The sequence below is a fragment of the Limnothrix sp. PR1529 genome (genome assembly GCF_002742025.1).
In the GTDB taxonomy this organism is placed as follows: Bacteria; Cyanobacteriota; Cyanobacteriia; order CACIAM-69d; family CACIAM-69d; genus CACIAM-69d.
Window position 1 is genome coordinate 29,254 of the sequence record NZ_LIRO01000015.1, and the last position, 15,366, is coordinate 44,619.

General features: G+C 57.7%; 16 protein-coding genes. 4 read left to right on the top strand and 12 right to left on the bottom strand.

Features of this window, described 5'->3' with window-relative positions:
- Positions 1-37 precede the first annotated feature (37 nt).
- The 5 genes from AMR42_RS03415 to pyrH all read right to left on the bottom strand — a co-directional run bounded on the left by AMR42_RS03415 (position 38) and on the right by pyrH (position 3,266).
- The gene (locus AMR42_RS03415) at positions 38-838 is read right to left on the bottom strand and encodes an alpha/beta fold hydrolase (protein WP_234406560.1); all 801 of its coding nucleotides are present in this window, start codon (positions 836-838) and stop codon (positions 38-40) included.
- Positions 828-1,355, bottom strand: coding sequence for an NUDIX hydrolase (locus tag AMR42_RS03420; protein ID WP_234406562.1), 528 nt, complete (start codon positions 1,353-1,355; stop codon positions 828-830). The genes AMR42_RS03415 and AMR42_RS03420 overlap by 11 nt, the downstream gene beginning before the upstream one ends.
- Complete coding sequence (bcp, locus tag AMR42_RS03425; RefSeq protein WP_099532071.1) at positions 1,318-1,797, bottom strand: thioredoxin-dependent thiol peroxidase; 480 nt, start codon at positions 1,795-1,797, stop codon at positions 1,318-1,320. The genes AMR42_RS03420 and bcp overlap by 38 nt, the downstream gene beginning before the upstream one ends.
- A gap of 202 nt (positions 1,798-1,999) precedes the next feature.
- Positions 2,000-2,551 carry a ribosome recycling factor gene (gene frr / locus AMR42_RS03430; RefSeq protein WP_099532072.1) on the bottom strand — a complete coding sequence of 184 codons (552 nt, stop codon included), beginning with the start codon at positions 2,549-2,551 and terminating at the stop codon, positions 2,000-2,002.
- Entirely contained in the window at positions 2,538-3,266 is a 729-nt protein-coding gene (gene pyrH / locus AMR42_RS03435) for a UMP kinase (protein WP_099532073.1), read from the bottom strand. Before pyrH ends, frr begins: the two co-directional genes overlap by 14 nt.
- A gap of 307 nt (positions 3,267-3,573) precedes the next feature.
- Between pyrH and AMR42_RS03440 the strand changes: the two genes are divergently transcribed.
- Both AMR42_RS03440 and AMR42_RS03445 read left to right on the top strand, forming a co-directional pair.
- Positions 3,574-3,969: a metalloregulator ArsR/SmtB family transcription factor gene (locus tag AMR42_RS03440; protein WP_099532074.1), complete on the top strand. Its 396-nt coding sequence runs from the start codon at positions 3,574-3,576 to the stop codon at positions 3,967-3,969.
- Between the two features lie 101 nt (positions 3,970-4,070).
- Positions 4,071-4,790, top strand: coding sequence for a pentapeptide repeat-containing protein (locus AMR42_RS03445; RefSeq protein WP_099532075.1), 720 nt, complete (start codon positions 4,071-4,073; stop codon positions 4,788-4,790).
- A 181-nt stretch (positions 4,791-4,971) separates the two neighbouring features.
- Here AMR42_RS03445 and rsgA read toward each other — a convergent pair whose 3' ends face one another.
- The 7 genes from rsgA to AMR42_RS20175 form a co-directional block, all read right to left on the bottom strand.
- Complete coding sequence (rsgA, locus tag AMR42_RS03450) at positions 4,972-6,057, bottom strand: small ribosomal subunit biogenesis GTPase RsgA (protein ID WP_099532076.1); 1,086 nt, start codon at positions 6,055-6,057, stop codon at positions 4,972-4,974.
- Entirely contained in the window at positions 6,054-6,329 is a 276-nt protein-coding gene (locus tag AMR42_RS03455; RefSeq protein ID WP_099532077.1) for a sulfurtransferase TusA family protein, read from the bottom strand. Before AMR42_RS03455 ends, rsgA begins: the two co-directional genes overlap by 4 nt.
- Positions 6,330-6,352: 23 nt before the next feature.
- Positions 6,353-7,492, bottom strand: a complete 1,140-nt coding sequence (gene dnaJ / locus AMR42_RS03460; RefSeq protein WP_099532078.1) for a molecular chaperone DnaJ — start codon at positions 7,490-7,492, stop codon at positions 6,353-6,355.
- Positions 7,493-7,724: 232 nt separating this feature from the next.
- Positions 7,725-9,926: a molecular chaperone DnaK gene (gene dnaK / locus AMR42_RS03465; protein WP_099532079.1), complete on the bottom strand. Its 2,202-nt coding sequence runs from the start codon at positions 9,924-9,926 to the stop codon at positions 7,725-7,727.
- A 5-nt stretch (positions 9,927-9,931) separates the two neighbouring features.
- Positions 9,932-10,258, bottom strand: coding sequence for a hypothetical protein (locus AMR42_RS20170; RefSeq protein ID WP_158234335.1), 327 nt, complete (start codon positions 10,256-10,258; stop codon positions 9,932-9,934).
- A gap of 141 nt (positions 10,259-10,399) precedes the next feature.
- Positions 10,400-11,134 (bottom strand): nucleotide exchange factor GrpE, encoded by a 735-nt coding sequence (gene grpE / locus AMR42_RS03475; RefSeq protein WP_099532090.1) that lies wholly within the window; start codon positions 11,132-11,134, stop codon positions 10,400-10,402.
- An 80-nt stretch (positions 11,135-11,214) separates the two neighbouring features.
- Positions 11,215-11,352, bottom strand: coding sequence for a hypothetical protein (locus AMR42_RS20175; RefSeq protein WP_158234336.1), 138 nt, complete (start codon positions 11,350-11,352; stop codon positions 11,215-11,217).
- A 452-nt stretch (positions 11,353-11,804) separates the two neighbouring features.
- Between AMR42_RS20175 and AMR42_RS03485 the strand changes: the two genes are divergently transcribed.
- Both AMR42_RS03485 and AMR42_RS03495 read left to right on the top strand, forming a co-directional pair.
- A complete protein-coding gene (locus AMR42_RS03485; RefSeq protein ID WP_099532082.1) occupies positions 11,805-13,835 on the top strand; it encodes a GspE/PulE family protein in 2,031 nt (676 codons plus the stop codon).
- A 280-nt stretch (positions 13,836-14,115) separates the two neighbouring features.
- Complete coding sequence (locus tag AMR42_RS03495; protein ID WP_099532084.1) at positions 14,116-15,204, top strand: type IV pilus twitching motility protein PilT; 1,089 nt, start codon at positions 14,116-14,118, stop codon at positions 15,202-15,204.
- Positions 15,205-15,366: the final 162 nt, after the last annotated feature.

Below are 15,366 nucleotides of genomic sequence, written 5' to 3' on the forward strand. Positions count from 1 at the left end.
TCCCAAAATTGCCCAGGTTCCGCGCCCATCCTGGCTCCTAGAGATCCAGTTGCAAAATGGGCGATCGGGGGTTTGCCATGGTTCTGGCAATGATCTCCGCCACCAGTTCCGGCGCTTCTTGAATTTGCTGCCCCCCTTCCAGAGGCAAAAACGCCTGTCGAGTTTGGGCTAACCAAGCCGCATGGGGCCCCTTGGCTGAACGCCCCCGATCGCGCCCGGTTTCGCGCACAGCCCGCAGCGTCCAAACCGGACAAACCAGACTATCCCAATTTTTCGTTTCCAAAATTTCGGCCCGAACCGTGCCCCACTCCAGAGCAATGGGTGATGCAGGCGATCGAACCGCCCGCTTCAGCAAGGATGGGGCCGCCGTTTGCCGCCTGCGACGGGGAGAACCCAACTGTGGCCACCGGAATCGTAATTGAGCGCCTTTCAAGGTTTGCTCCGGATCCACCAGCAACACCCCCAGCACACGATGGGGACGATACAGGGCATAGCTGATGGCGATCCAAGCGCCCAAGTCGGCTCCCAACAGCCACAGCCGATCGACCCGCAGCGCGTCCAACCACTCATCGATCGCGGCCAGCAACCCCGGCAACGACTCCCAGCGCGGCCGCCCCGACTCCCCCACCCCGGGCAAGTCCGGCGCAAGGCAATGGGTCGATCGCCCCAACGCTTCCAAAAGCCCCTGCCACTGGCCGCCGTCATGGGCCGCCCCATGCAAACAAACCACCGCCAGCGAGTCCGGCTTTCCCGCCTCTCGCCAAAACCAATCCCCTCGCGGCAACCGCATTCGGGCATTACGCACCAGTTGGGCCGCTGCCTGGGGTTTAATCCACAACGGCTTGGCCTCTGAAATAATCCTGGACTTGTCTCGCATGATCATGCGCCAACAACATCCCCCCGATCGAGCTTGGCGCAAACAAGCCCACTTCTGCAATTTCCAGTTGATCCACCGGGGCGATCGCTCCAGTCACCTGCACTTCCACAGAAATGTTTACGGCATGGATTCGAGGGTCGCGGTCAAAGGCCGAATAAACCCCCACTAATCGCCCCACCGCCACAACGGTGAGACCCGTTTCCTCCGCCAGCTCACGGTGAATGGTCGAAGCGATCGTGTCGCCCCAATCCACCAAACCACCGGGTAACGACCACAGGCCGTTATCCCGCCGCTTCACCAGCACGAACCGGCCATCCGGCATCACCGGAATCATCGTCACACCCACCAGGGGATGGCGAAACACCACACCCAAAACTGTTTTGACATAGCGCCAAACTTGGGCCAAAGGACGAAAACCGGTCACGGCCAAATTTCCCAGTTCATTCAGGGGATGCCAACGGGGTTGAAAGGTCAGCAAGAACCTGAGTTGGATGAATTTCAGGCTTCACTTTCCGATAGATTTGCTCAATCCTACCATCTACCCCAATAACGAAAGTCTGTCGGAAAACTCCGATATATTCTTTGCCCATGAATTTTTTAGGGCCATAGCTCTCATAGGCGGTGGCGACGGAACCGTCGAGATCACAGAGTAATGGGAAAGGAAGTGAAAACTTCTGGGTGAATTTCTGGTGAGCTTTTGCGTCGTCTGCACTGACACCCAAGATCACGGTGTTTGCTGCTTGGAATTCGGCGTGGTGGTCGCGGAAACCGCAGGCCTCTTTGGTGCAGCCAGGTGTGTTGTCCCGAGGATAAAAATAGAGCACCACCCGCTGGCCCCGCAGTGCTGACAGTTGCACCAAGTTACCCTCGCCATCGGGCAGGGTGAAATCGGGGGCGAGGTCGCCAACTGAAAGGGTCATAGGTCAAAAATTCACTGCAAGAGGGATCTGGAAGCAACGGAGCTGAAACCAACCGAAATTCAGGCTGAATTCAACCGAGATTCAACCGAAATTCAAATAGCCAACTCCATCGCAAAACAGCAAAACCCGATCGAGTCAGGCCAATCCCACAGCAGGGCAGCACCTGAACGAGATCGGGTTGCCAATTCGTTCACCAAACCTGTTAAACGGTCATGATGTCCTTTTCTTTTTCCGCTAGCAAGCTGTCAATTTTGGAGATGAATTTGTCCGTGGTTTTTTGCACCTGATCTTGCAAATCACGGGCTTCATCTTCCGACAACTCGGCGCTCTTTTCTTGCTTACGAATTTGATCGATCGCCTCTCGCCGCACGTTGCGAATGGCGACCTTGCCTTCTTCGGCATACTTCGAGGCCACCTTCACCAGCTCCTTGCGGCGCTCTGAGGTGAGCGGCGGAATATTCAGGCGAATCACCGAACCATCGTTATTGGGCGTGAGGCCAATATCTTCATCCATCGAGATCGCTTTTTCGATCAACGACAGGGTGGTTTTATCGTAGGGCTGAATCGCAATGGTGCTGGCATCGGGGGTGCTGATGCCGGCCAAAGACTTCAAAGGTGTAGGAGTGCCGTAATATTCCACCACAATTCGATCGAGCAGGGAGGTGTTCGCCCGCCCCGTTCGAAGCGTATTAAAAGAGCGCAGGGTGGCTTCCACACTCTTTTGCATGTTGCTTTCAACGTCAGCTAACTTCACAGCGTCCTCCTACAATCGTGCCGACTGATTCTCCCATGACCGCGCGCTGAATATTGCCGCTAACGGTCAAGTCAAACACCACGATCGGGATGTTGTTTTCCTTGCACAGGGCGATCGCGGTACCATCCATCACGCGCAGATCCTGCGTCAAAACATGATTGTAGTTGAGGCTGGTGTAGCGTTTTGCCTCAGGATTGGTCTTTGGATCCGCGTCGTAGATCCCATCCACCTTCGTGGCTTTAAAGATCACATCCGCATCAATTTCCGCCGCTCGCAGCGCTGCCGTTGTGTCAGTGGTAAAAAACGGGTTGCCGGAACCAGCCCCAAAGATCACCACTCGCCCCTTTTCCAGATGACGAATGGCGCGTCGTCGAATGTAGGGTTCAGCCACTTCTTGCATGGCGATCGCGGTTTGCACTCGGGTGGGCACCCCTTGGCGCTCTAGGGCATCTTGCAGGGTCATGGCGTTCATCACCGTGGCGATCATGCCGATGTAGTCACCCGTGGCCCGATCCATTCCGCCGGCCGCCGCCTTGACTCCTCGGAAAATATTGCCACCGCCCACCACGATCGCCAGTTGCACCCCCGTGGCCATCACCTCCGCCACTTCGCGGGCAATGCCGTGGACAATTTCGGGATCGATGCCATAGGACAAGTCACCCATCAGCGCTTCGCCGCTGAGCTTCAGTAGAATTCTTCGGTATTTAGAGTCCATTCGGCTACGATCTCGCGTTGCTAGAGTCCAAGCTTCCCCCATAGGATATCGCAAGGCATTCCATGCGCATCAGCTTGGCTGAAAGGGTTGTGGGATGCCCCTTGGGCGATCGGGCAATCTCTATTAAACTCTTTATGGCTATCCAGTTATACTTATTGGGTCATCTCATTGGGTCATCGCGCATTGGGTCATCGCGCATTGGGTCATCTTGCTCCTGTGCTCCCATGCTGAATTGCCCTCACCAGCAGCCTGTTTGCTCCCAAACGCTTGCATATTCTCCAACGCCATTGCTTGGCCCCCTTCTGGCATGACTGATCAAGATTGCAACCCGCTGACCCCTGAAGTTTTGACCTCGATCGCTGACTATTTCAAGGTGCTTTCGGAAGTGAGCCGCTTGCAAATTTTGTGTTGTTTGCGATCGGGGCCCATGAACGTGATGGAACTGACGGAAGCGACGGGTTTCAGTCAAGCCAACTTGTCCAAACACCTGAAGATTATGACCCAGGCGGGCATCTTGTCCCGGCAGCCCAAGGGCGTTAGCGCCTATTACGAAGTGGCGGATCCCAAGGTGTTTGTGCTTTGTCAGAGTGTTTGCGATGGCATTGGCGATCGACTGCGGCAACAGGCTCAACAGTTCCAATTGGGCCCGACGGGAATGGGCGATCGAGCAGGGCGATCGGCCGCCCAAAGCCACCCCGGATGATCGCGGCAGTCGTGCAGCAGCAACCATTCAAGCGACCATGATTAGCGGCCATGATTAAACGGGCTGTTAACCGAATTCATCGATAGGAAATCACGGACTTTATGGACGTGCAAGAACTGATTCAGCGCGGTGCAGCGGGTGAACAAAAATTCCATCTCATCCAAATGCGGGATGTGGAATTAACCGCCATGAATTTCCAGGGATTTGACTTTAAGCAAGCGGATTTTCGGCAAGCAAGATTAGGCAAAAGCAACCTCAGCCATTGCAATCTGCAACAGGCGGATCTGAGTGAATCGCTGCTTTGGGGAACGAATTTGCATGGAGCAGATTTGAGCGAGGCAACGCTGCGAGAGGCAGATTTAACAGGGGCAATTTTGACGCAAACTTGCTTGAAGTTCGCCAACTTTTGCAAGGCAATTTTGAGCGGTGCGGATTTGGCGCGGGCAGATTTGCAAGGGGCTGTTTTGTATGAGGTGGATTTTCGATCGACCCCTAATCACCACACGAATTTACAGCACGCCCACTTTGCGGAGGCAGATTTGAGCTATGGCCAACTGAATGGGGCAATTTTGCGCCATGCATCGTTGGAGGGAGCCAAGCTCTGCCGTGCCAATTTACGCCGTATTTCCGGCGCAACGCCTCTGATTACGGATCTGACGGGAGCAAATCTGAAGCGTGCTGACCTGAGCTATGCGGATCTGACGGGGGCGATTTTGCGGGATGCGGACTTGCGCGGGGCGGATCTGACCGGAACGCTGTTGGGGCAAGCGGATTTGCAGGGGGCCGCCCTGCCAGATGGCTTTGCGTTGCAAGTATCCTAGGGGTGATTGCCCGATCGGGTCGATGGCTCGATCGGCTCCATATCGTTCTGGCGATCATTTTGGCTGTTGAAGCGGCTCAAGATTGCCACCCGCTGCCAGCGCTCATCCTTCGGCTATCTTCCGGCCATTGCTCCGGGGCAGGTTTAGGACTTCGGGACAGGTTCGGGACAAGTTTGGAATATTAAAGATCATCCGTTTCCTCGATCGCCTGGTGCTGCAATCGGCGGGAGGTGCGGCGAAATCGTTTGCTATTCAACCGGGGTTCCAGGACTTCGCGCCCGTCTCGCTGGATTTTGCGCTTGAAGGAGCTTTCGGTTTGGCGTTGGCGCTCTTGGGCGGCTTCGTAGTCGATCGCCTCCTCAAGCAACTCCAGATAGAAAGGATATCGTTCCCAGTCACCGCGAACGGCGCAGTCTGGCTCATTGCGGTGGCGACAATCCCCATAGCGACAGGGAGCGATCGCTAGCCGTTGCTGAATTTCGGGAAACAGGGCCGGGATGGCAGCGGGGCCACAGGTCACTTGAGGCTGATTGAATCCCGGCGTATCCGCCAGCAGACCACCACCCGGCAGCTCAAATAGCTCCACGTGGCGGGTGGTGTGGCGGCCGCGGGCCAATTTGCCGGAAACGGCGGCCGTTCGTAGATCTGTGCCAATTAAGGCCCCGATCGTGCTGGACTTGCCAACGCCGGACGGGCCCGCCACAACGGTTGTTTGCCCCGAAAGGGCCTCATGCAGGGTTTGGAGTCCCTGTTGTTGATAAACACTAATCAGCAATGGGTCATAGCCCCAATTTCGCAGCCGATCGCGCCATTGCTGGCAGTCCGCCGCCGACAGTAAATCCCGCTTGTTCAGACAAAGGGTGACCGCCAGCCCCGTAGACTCCGCTTTCACCAAGAATCGACTCAGTTGATGGGGATCCAAGATGGGTTCCGCCAGGGCAAAGACCAACAACACCCGATCCACATTGGCCACGGGCGGCCGATCGAGCCAACTGCGGCGGGGCAAGACTTCTTCGATCGCCCCCCGTTGGCCTTGCCAGTCCGGTTCCACCACCACCACCCGATCGCCCACGGCCACTTGTTGACCCACCTTTTTCAGGCGGGCCCGCCGCAAACACAGCAACCGTTGAGTGGTGCAGGTGGCGGGAATGGGAGCACCAGGGTCAAGCTGCACCCAGTAATAGTTGGCTTGCACGGCCAAAACCGTGCCCATTAACCGTTCGATCGCGATCGGTTCAGCGGGGAGAGTCGTTGCTTGCCCGGTCATGACTCCGCCGCAGCAGCGGCCGGCTTGCGCACTTGCAGCACAAAGTGACCATCTGCCGCCTCGGGGTGGGGGCCCAAAAACTCGATCGCATAGCCCGCCATGGTTAAACTATCGGGCACTTGCTCGATCGGCTCCCCCGCATCCAGCCACACTTCCAGCAGCGCCCCGGCGGCCATCTGTTGCAGTTTCAACTTGGTGCGCACAAAGTTGATGGGGCAGGGCGTTCCCCGCAGATCAAGCTGTTCATCCGGTTCCAGGGCGATCGCCGCCATCCTGTCAACTCCTTTCCAGTCCCCTAATGAAACAAATTACCTAAAAAACCGCGGCCCCCCTTGTGGGTCGAGTCGCCACGCAGGGCCGCCAACTTTTCGAGAATTTCCCGCTCCTCATTGCTGATCCGCGTGGGAATCTCAATCTGCACCGTAATCAGGTGATCGCCGCGCTGGCTGGGGTTGCCCAAGCGAGGCACGCCCTTGCCCTCCAGGGTTAACACCGTACTGGGTTGGGTTCCGGCCGGAATTTCCAGCGCCTCCGTGCCATCGATCGTTTCCACCTCGATCGTGGCCCCCAAAATTGCCTGCAAATAGCTCACGGACAGTTCCGACAGAATATTGATGCCATCCCGTTGGAACTGTTCCTCCTCATTCACAAACAGGTAAACGTAAAGATCCCCAGGCGGGCCGCCGGCCTTGCCCGCGTCGCCTTCGTTGGAAACCCGCAGTCGCGTGCCGTTGTCTACCCCGGCTGGGATGGAGATTTTGAGCTTTTTGGTGACCTGTTTGGTGCCGCGGCCACCGCAGTCGGTGCATTTGTCCTCAATCACTTGACCCGTACCGTTACAGGTGGGGCAAACGGACACTTGCGCAAAACTGCCGAAGGGCGTGCGGGTGGCTCGGCGCACTTGGCCTGAGCCGCCACAGGTGCCACAGGTTTTGGGGCTGGTTCCCGGCTTGGCTCCGGAACCGTTGCAGGTGTTGCAGGTTTCCAGATGGCTAATCCGGATTTCCTTTTCGCCACCGAAGATGGCTTCCTTGAAGTCAAGGCGCAAATCGAGGCGGAGGTCATCCCCACGCACCGGCCCGCTGCGTCGTCGGCCACCACTGTGCCCCCCAACCCCGCCAGCTCCGGCAAACCCACCAAAGAAGGTTTCAAAAATGTCGGCGAAGCCCCCCATATCGCCCACACCAAAGTCGCTGAAGCCTGGCCCCCCGGCGGCTCCCGACACACCGGCTTCGCCAAAGCGATCGTACCGGGCCCGCATTTCTGGCTCCGAGAGCACTTCGTAGGCTCGGTTAATTTCCTTAAACCGCTCTTCTGCCCCCGCCTCTTTGTTCACGTCGGGGTGATACTTCCGAGCTAACCGACGGTAGGCTCGCTTAATTTCGTCCTTATCTGCGTCGCGAGATACGCCGAGAGTCTCGTAGTAATCAGCCATAGCGCGATTTCAATCGGTGTGTGGGTGGTTAGGGGCAACTCCAACAGACGAAACTTAACAAAAGGGGGTGTGACGCTGCAACTGGCGAGGGGGCGTAATTGCCGTCTATGGATGAGGGGGGTTACCCAGGCCAATCTTGGGAGAGTTGGCCTGGGCTGGCGACTGTTGGAATGGGTCGAAACTGGATGGGGAATTGGATGGGGAATTGCTCGGAACTGGAGCGATCGGGCGTTTAGTCCTCGATCGCCTCGTAGTCGGCCGCGATCGTGGAGTCATCGTATTCCGAATCGTCATCCTCCGGTAACTCAATGCCCAAATCCGTGAGGGCGATCGAGGCGATCGGGGACGGCGGATCCACACTCAATTCCGGCATCGAAAAGCTATTCCCATCCCCGTTGGCCAACAGGTTCACCGCAGGCACGGCAGGGGTGACCGCCGGAACCGGGCTGGGGCTGGGAACGCTGACAGGCGCGGGACTGGTGGCCACGGGAGTCACGGGCGGCGGCGTGACCGGGGTGGAGGCGATCGGGGGAGAGCTGAATGCTGAACTGGTTGGCCCCGTCACGGAAGGAGCGGGAGCGGGGGATGGGAATTGCGGGGAAGATGGGGGCTTGTTGGCAGCTTCCGAATTCTGATAAGCCCGTTTACCCACCGACAGTAGGGATTCCTGAAGCGCATTGAATGCCGATTGCAAATCCTCAAAGCGTGCTTCCGGATCGCTATCCAGTCGCCCAAGGGTGTCGGCCTGGGTTTTCAACACTTGGCGCAACGAATCATCGATCAGATCGGCATTGCTTTGGAGTGCCGATTCATAGCTATACATCAGGCTATCAATCTGATTTTTCAGATCCACGCGCTGCCGTCGGTTGCGATCGAGATCTGCAAATCTTTCCGCATCCTGCCGCATCCGCTCCACTTCTTCCGTGGACAGGCCACCGGTATTGGTGATCCGGATACTTTGTTTTTGGCCCGTGCCTTTGTCCACGGCCGAGACCTTGAGGATCCCGTCAGCGTCAATTTCAAAGGAGACTTCGATTTGCGGCAGGCCGCGGGGAGCGGGGGGAATGCCGGTCAGCAGGAACCGGCCAAGGCTCTTGTTGTCGGCAACCATGGCCCGCTCCCCTTGGGCCACATGGATTTCCACGGAGGTTTGACCATCGATCGCGGTGGAGAAGACTTGCGATCGGCAGGTGGGAATCGGGGTGTTGCGATCGACAATCCGCGTAAACATGCCCCCCAGGGTTTCCAACCCCAAGGATAGGGGAGTCACGTCCAACAACAGCAGGTTTTGCACTTCGCCGCCCAAGACTCCCGCTTGGATGGCAGCCCCCAGGGCCACGGCTTCATCGGGATTCACGGAGCGATCGGGCTGACGACCCGCAAACCTGGCGCTGACGGCCTGTTGGACGGCGGGAATGCGAGTGGAACCCCCCACCAAAATGATTCGATCGATCTGATCGGGCGCAAGGCCCGAATCCCGAATGGCTTGATCCACCGGGTCGAGCGTGGCCTGCACCAAGTGTGCCACCAGTTCTTCAAACTTGGTGCGGGTCAGCTCCATTTCCAAATTCTTGGGCCCCGTTTCGTCGGCGGTGATGAACGGCAGGTTCAGGGAGGTGGTGGGGGAACCGGACAGTTCAATTTTGGCCCGCTCTGCCGCTTCCCGCAGGCGCTGGAGGGCCATCTTGTCTTCGAGCAGGTCAATGCCCTCGATCGCCTTGAACTCTTCGATCGCCCAGCTAATGATGCAGTTATCAAAGTCATCGCCCCCCAGGTGGTTATTCCCGGCCGTGGCCTTCACTTCAAAAACCCCATCCCCCAGTTGCAGCACCGACACATCAAACGTGCCGCCGCCCAGGTCAAACACCAGCACCGCCCGATCGACATCCTGCTTGTCAACACCGTAGGCCAAGGCCGCCGCCGTCGGTTCATTCACGATCCGCAGCACTTCCAGACCCGCAATCTGGCCCGCGTCCTTCGTGGCCTGGCGTTGGGCATCGGTGAAATAGGCAGGAACCGTAATCACCGCTTGGGTGACCGCCTCCCCCAGGTAGGCCTCCGCGTCCTGCTTCAGCTTATTCAGCACCATGGCAGAAATCTGCTGGGGCGTGTAGGACTGGTCGCGAATTTTCACGTCCACGGTCTCATCGCGCCCGGCCACGCAGGTGTAGGGCATGACACGCCGCTCGGACTCCGTTTCCGTCCAACGGCGACCGATAAAGCGCTTAATGCTGAAGACCGTGTTTTCGGCGTTGGTGACCGCCTGCCGTTTGGCCAGCTCCCCCACCAGCCGTTCGCCCCCCTTGCCAAACCCGACAATGCTGGGAGTGGTGCGGGCCCCCTCCGAGTTGGGAATGACGATCGCTTGGCCGCCTTCCAGAACGGCGACGCAGCTATTGGTCGTGCCAAGATCGATCCCGATAACTTTTCCCATAGTTTTCAACTCAATGGCAGCAGCGGTTCAATCATCCCCATCACGGCAAGATTGATCGATACCTCATCAATACCCAGGCAGTTTCCATTGGCCTTCATATTGACCGGTTTTCGGAACAAACACACCGCAACCCGGCGATGAATGGTTTCAAGCTCAATTTCTAAAACTTTAAGATCGAGAGCTGAGAGTTCCGGCACTCGAATGTTTTTGGAACCCCAACGGTCAGAACCCAAACTTCTAGAACAAGCCGCTAGAACGAATTGCCCGGTAGAGCCAATGACGAAACTGGGCTGAAGAGGAGGCCACCACATCAGCACTGAATCCGGAACCACAACCCGGAGCCGTTGGGCCAGAGCCTGGGACGATCGATTAACCGATCACTAACCGATAACCGAGGCGATCGCCCCAGGGCCATCGCTGAATCATCATTGACCCTGGGCCCAACGGGTGCGCCATTGCTCATCCGGCGGCCCTTAGGACTCAGAGGCGGCCTGGTCGTTGTCCTCAGACGCTACCACAGGCTCACCGGGAGCGGCAACTTTCACCATGGCATGGCGCAACACCCGATCGCCCAACAGATAGCCATCCTGCAACTGCTCCAGCACCGTGCCTTCCGGGTGCTCATTGGACGGCTCCCGCATCACCGCCTCATGCAAATTCGGGTCAAATTCCTGGCCCTCGGGGCGCATTTTCACCACCCCTAACCGCTTCAGGCTGTCCACCAACTGGCGATAAATGCCCTGATAGCTCTTGTGCAGATTTAATTCGCCATCGGTTTGGGGCTTGATGAACGATCGGGCCCGCTCAAAGTTATCAATAACTGACAACAGCTCGCGGATCGTATCGCAGCGAATCCGCAACTCCAACTCTTCGCGCTCTTTGGCGGTGCGGCGGCGGAAATTCTCAAAGTCAGCCGTTAAGCGCATGTGCTGGCCGGTGCGATCGTCCAGTTGCCCCTTCAAGCCCTCAATTTCCCGCAGCAAGTCCGCCACCTTGGGCCCATAGGTTCCTTCGGCTGCCGGTTCTTCCAACTCAGACAAGTCCAGATCATCCAGGGTGGCCGGTGCTTCCTCGGTTGCGCTGGTTTCGGGGGTGGCGGCTTCGGGGGTCGGTGCTTCGGCAGTTGGGGTTTCTACTGCCGCTTCGGGGGCCGGGTCATTCACCGAGGCCTTATCTTCCGTCAGGTTTTCTTCAGGGCTGTAGGTCATTGGTTCCTCGCTAGCAGTGATCACAATGGAGTTTTTGTTGAGTTCCTGTTGAGCTTTGACCATCAACAGTCCAACAACGGTCAAATTTCCTGACCCGTGCAAATTGGCCAAATTGGGGCGATCGCCCGTGGGTGGCCCTCACCACTCCAGTACTCGCTGAAGTGCAGATTGCCCATCACCCACCTGTCCCGCAGGGCTGCCCGGACAGTGACCCGCACAGGCTCAACCTATGTTAGAACGCCACCCGGCCGAATCGAACATTTCCCGCCCTAGCCCCTACCTCAGATGCCAGCTCTAGATGCGAGCTTTCCCGAGACCTTTAGCTTAGGATTGATTTGGTTTTGATCCATTGGCTTTGCATGACCCGCCAACCCACCCTGAAACCGATCCGAGAACAGGCTCGAACCCATGGCCCAAAATTCAAAACCATGGCCCCAAAACCAATCAGTGTCAATGCCTGCCATTCCTAGGCATCCAGCTTCAGGATCCAGCTTCGATCCTTGGGGCTGCGCGGCTGCGGGCTGTTGTTTTCGGGAGGGAGACCGGGGTATACCTGGGTCATGCTGTAGCTGAGTTGGGCCCTGTAGCTGAATTGATTGCCCGTCCGTTTCGCTCCTCGCGCCCGATCGCCCGATCGATGCGCCTTCGATCCCGCTAGGTGTCACCTGCTATGACAAACTCCATAAACCGGCGCGCCCTGGTTGTCCAAAGCAATTTTTCGCCCTTCGGTAACAAACTTGTGCAGTCGGGCTATGTGGATCCCGACCAAATGAGCCGCGCTTTGGCTGAACACCGCCAGTCGGGCCGGCCGCTGATGGAAGTGCTGGCAGCGATCGCCGGCAAAGAAGTGCCACCGGAATTGGTACGCCAGTACAAAAAGCAACTGCTGTTTGAACTCAAAATTCTCCACGGGGTTGAGGCGATCGACCCGGAAATTGAAGAAGTGTCCGCGGCCCAGGTGGAGCAATGCATTGAAACCTTGATTCCGGTGGATGTTTGCCGTCGCTATCGGTTGCTGCCCCTGGGGCGGGCCCAACGGGGCGACGCACCGGCCATGATGGTGGCCATGGCCGACCCGGACAACCTGGATGCACTGGACGATTTGAATCGCATCCTGCGGCCCCAAAACCTGGCCCTGATTCGGCGGGTGATTGCCCCCGAAGATTACCAGGCCATCATTAGCCAATACCTAGACGAAGCGGCCCGCAAGTCCCAACAGGCTTCTCGCCAAACTTCCGCCGCCGTCAGTTTCGATGAGTCGGATTTGCAGAACCTCGAAGCCATGCAAATGGAAGAGGCTTCCGACGAATTGGAGACGGACGACCTGGCCAGCTCCATGAACGACGCGGAGTCAGGGCCGATCGTCAACCTAGTAAACAAGGTTTTGATTAAGGCCCTGCAAGACGGCGTTTCGGATATTCACGTGGAACCCCAAGAGGAAGAAATGCGGATTCGGTTCCGCAAAGATGGGGTGCTGCAAGAGGTGTTCCGGCTCCCGAAAAAGGTGGTTCCGGCCGTGACCTCCCGGTTCAAAATCATTTCCAACCTGGACATTGCCGAACGACGGGACACCCAGGATGGGCGGATTCGCCGGGTCTTTGAAGGGCGGAAAGTGGACTTTCGGGTCAATGTGCTACCCAGTCGCTACGGCGAGAAGATTGTGTTGCGGATTTTGGATAACTCCTCAACACAACTGGGTCTGGATAAGCTGATTGGCCGGCCGGAATCGTTGCAGTTGGTGCGGGAGATGGCCAGCCGCCCCTTTGGCTTGATTTTGGTGACGGGGCCGACGGGTTCCGGGAAGTCCACCACGCTCTATTCCATTTTGGCGGAACGGAACGACCCGGGCATCAACATCAGTACCGCTGAAGACCCGATCGAATATGCCTTGCCCGGGATTACCCAGGTGCAAGTGATTCGGGAAAAGGGGCTGGACTTTTCGCGGATCCTGCGGGCATTCCTGCGCCAAGACCCGGATGTGATTCTGGTGGGTGAGACGCGGGACAAGGAAACGGCCAAAACGGCGATCGAGGCAGCCCTCACGGGGCACTTGGTGTTAACCACCTTGCACACCAACGACGCATCCGGGGCGATCGCCCGCTTGGATGAAATGGGCGTGGAACCTTTCATGGTGGCGGGGGCCCTGTTGGGCGTAGTGGCCCAGCGGCTAATGCGGCGTGTTTGCAGCGAATGCCGCGTGCCCTACACCCCCACTCCCGAAGAGTTGGCCCGCTACGGCATGAGCGCCAACCAAGAATCCCACCTGACCTTCTACAAGGCCAATGTGGTGTCGCCCGATGAGCGCAAGACCCTGGGCGAAATGGGCAAACTTTGTCCCAAGTGTGGCGGTGTGGGCTACAAGGGCCGTTGCGGGGTTTATGAGGTGTTGCAAGTGACGGAAACCTTGCAAAACCTGATTACCCAAGGGGCCCCAACCGATCGCATCAAAGAAGCCGCCGTTGAAGAAGGGATGGTTACCCTGTTGGCCTACAGCCTGGATCTGGTGCGGGAAGGGCTGACCACCTTCGAGGAAGTGGAGCGGGTCACCTTCACCGACACCGGCCTAGAAGCGGAACTGAAGGCCAAGCGCAAGAGCGCCCTCACCTGTCGCACCTGCGCGGCAGAACTCCAGCCAGACTGGATGGACTGTCCCTATTGCCTCACGCCTCGGTTTGAAGAGCCGTTGGTGACCGGTCGCTAGCTTTTGGCGATCGCTCATGACTGGCTCGCCGGTTGGCAGGGAATGCGATCTTGATACGATCGCCCGCCCAATTGGGCATCCTCAGGCCAACTTCACGGCTGAATTCACGGCTGACCTCATCCCCGGTTTCGACGCTTCCCCATGGTTGGCCCCGCTCGAGTTGTTCAAACCCTGCCAACTTTGCGGGCCCCGACAGCGTTTTGATCCCGATCGACCCCCATTCGATCGACCCCCACTCGATCCCCATTCGACCTAACCTCACTCGACAGGAGTAGCGACCATGCCACTGGATTACATGATCGAAGACGTGATGGAATCGCTGATCGAACAAGGCGGCTCCGACATGCATATCCAAGCCGGTGCGCCCATCTATTTTCGGATTAGCGGCAAACTGACCCCCCAACCGCAATTTGGTGAAGTTCTCGACTCCCAGGACTGCCAAAAGCTGATTTTCAGTATGCTCAACAACAACCAGCGGAAAGACCTGGAGCAAAACTGGGAATTGGACTGCGCCTATGGGGTCAAGGGTCTGTCGCGGTTTCGGGTGAATGTCTATCGCGAGCGGGGCTGCTGGGCCGCCTGTTTGCGGGCCCTGGCTTCCCAAATTCCCAACTTTGAAAAACTCGGTTTGCCCCAAGTGCTGCTGGAGATGGCGGAGCGGCCCCGGGGCATGGTGCTGATCACGGGGCAAACGGGATCCGGCAAAACCACCACCCTGGCGGCCTGTCTGGACTACATCAACCGCACCCGCGCGGAGCATGTTCTGACCGTGGAAGACCCGATCGAGTATGTGTTCCCGAACATGAAAAGCCTGTTCCACCAGCGGCAAAAGGGCGAAGACACCAAGAGTTTTGCCAACGCCCTGAAGGCAGCGCTGCGGGAAGACCCGGATATCATTCTGGTGGGAGAAATGCGGGACTTGGAAACCATTTCCTTGGCTATCTCCGCCGCTGAAACCGGTCACTTGGTTTTCGGAACCCTGCACACCAACTCCGCCGCCGGGACGATCGACCGGATTTTGGACGTGTTTCCCCCCATCCAACAGCCCCAAGTCCGGGCCCAGATGGCCAACTCCCTTGTGGGAGTTTGCTCACAAAACTTGGTCAAGAAAGTTGGGGGCGGTCGCTGTGCAGCACACGAAATTATGCTGAATACCCCCGCTGTGGCGAACCTGATTCGGGAAGGCAAAACCTCGCAAATCTATTCCACGATTCAAATGGGTGGTAAGCAGGGGATGCAAACCATGGAATCTTGCCTGGCGAAGCTGTACCAAGAAAACAAGATCACCTACGAAGATGCCCTGGGCAAAAGCTCCAAACCCGACGAGCTACAGCGGTTGTTGGGTGGCAAGGTGGGTGCTGGTCGCTAGGGACGCGGCATTCCTTCCCTAATCAGGCGGATCCAATGAGGCGTACCTAAATTGGCATCACCGATCGAGCGCATATCGGGCGCATAATCGATCGACAGAAGGTAACGACGGGGTCGATCGCTCGGCAAACCCTCGGGCGATCAACCCCAGCCCAACCCCCAC

Excerpts from the sequence above, each read along its gene's own strand:
- bcp (WP_099532071.1), bottom strand. The coding sequence starts at position 1,797 with ATGACCCTTTCAGTTGGCGACCTCGCCCCCGATTTCACCCTGCCCGAT.
- pyrH (WP_099532073.1), bottom strand. The coding sequence starts at position 3,266 with ATGGACTCTAAATACCGAAGAATTCTACTGAAGCTCAGCGGCGAAGCG.
- AMR42_RS03440 (WP_099532074.1), top strand. The coding sequence starts at position 3,574 with ATGACTGATCAAGATTGCAACCCGCTGACCCCTGAAGTTTTGACCTCG.
- AMR42_RS03445 (WP_099532075.1), top strand. The coding sequence starts at position 4,071 with ATGGACGTGCAAGAACTGATTCAGCGCGGTGCAGCGGGTGAACAAAAA.
- rsgA (WP_099532076.1), bottom strand. The coding sequence starts at position 6,057 with ATGACCGGGCAAGCAACGACTCTCCCCGCTGAACCGATCGCGATCGAA.
- AMR42_RS03455 (WP_099532077.1), bottom strand. The coding sequence starts at position 6,329 with ATGGCGGCGATCGCCCTGGAACCGGATGAACAGCTTGATCTGCGGGGA.
- dnaJ (WP_099532078.1), bottom strand. The coding sequence starts at position 7,492 with ATGGCTGATTACTACGAGACTCTCGGCGTATCTCGCGACGCAGATAAG.
- dnaK (WP_099532079.1), bottom strand. The coding sequence starts at position 9,926 with ATGGGAAAAGTTATCGGGATCGATCTTGGCACGACCAATAGCTGCGTC.
- grpE (WP_099532090.1), bottom strand. The coding sequence starts at position 11,134 with ATGACCTACAGCCCTGAAGAAAACCTGACGGAAGATAAGGCCTCGGTG.
- AMR42_RS03485 (WP_099532082.1), top strand. The coding sequence starts at position 11,805 with ATGACAAACTCCATAAACCGGCGCGCCCTGGTTGTCCAAAGCAATTTT.
- AMR42_RS03495 (WP_099532084.1), top strand. The coding sequence starts at position 14,116 with ATGCCACTGGATTACATGATCGAAGACGTGATGGAATCGCTGATCGAA.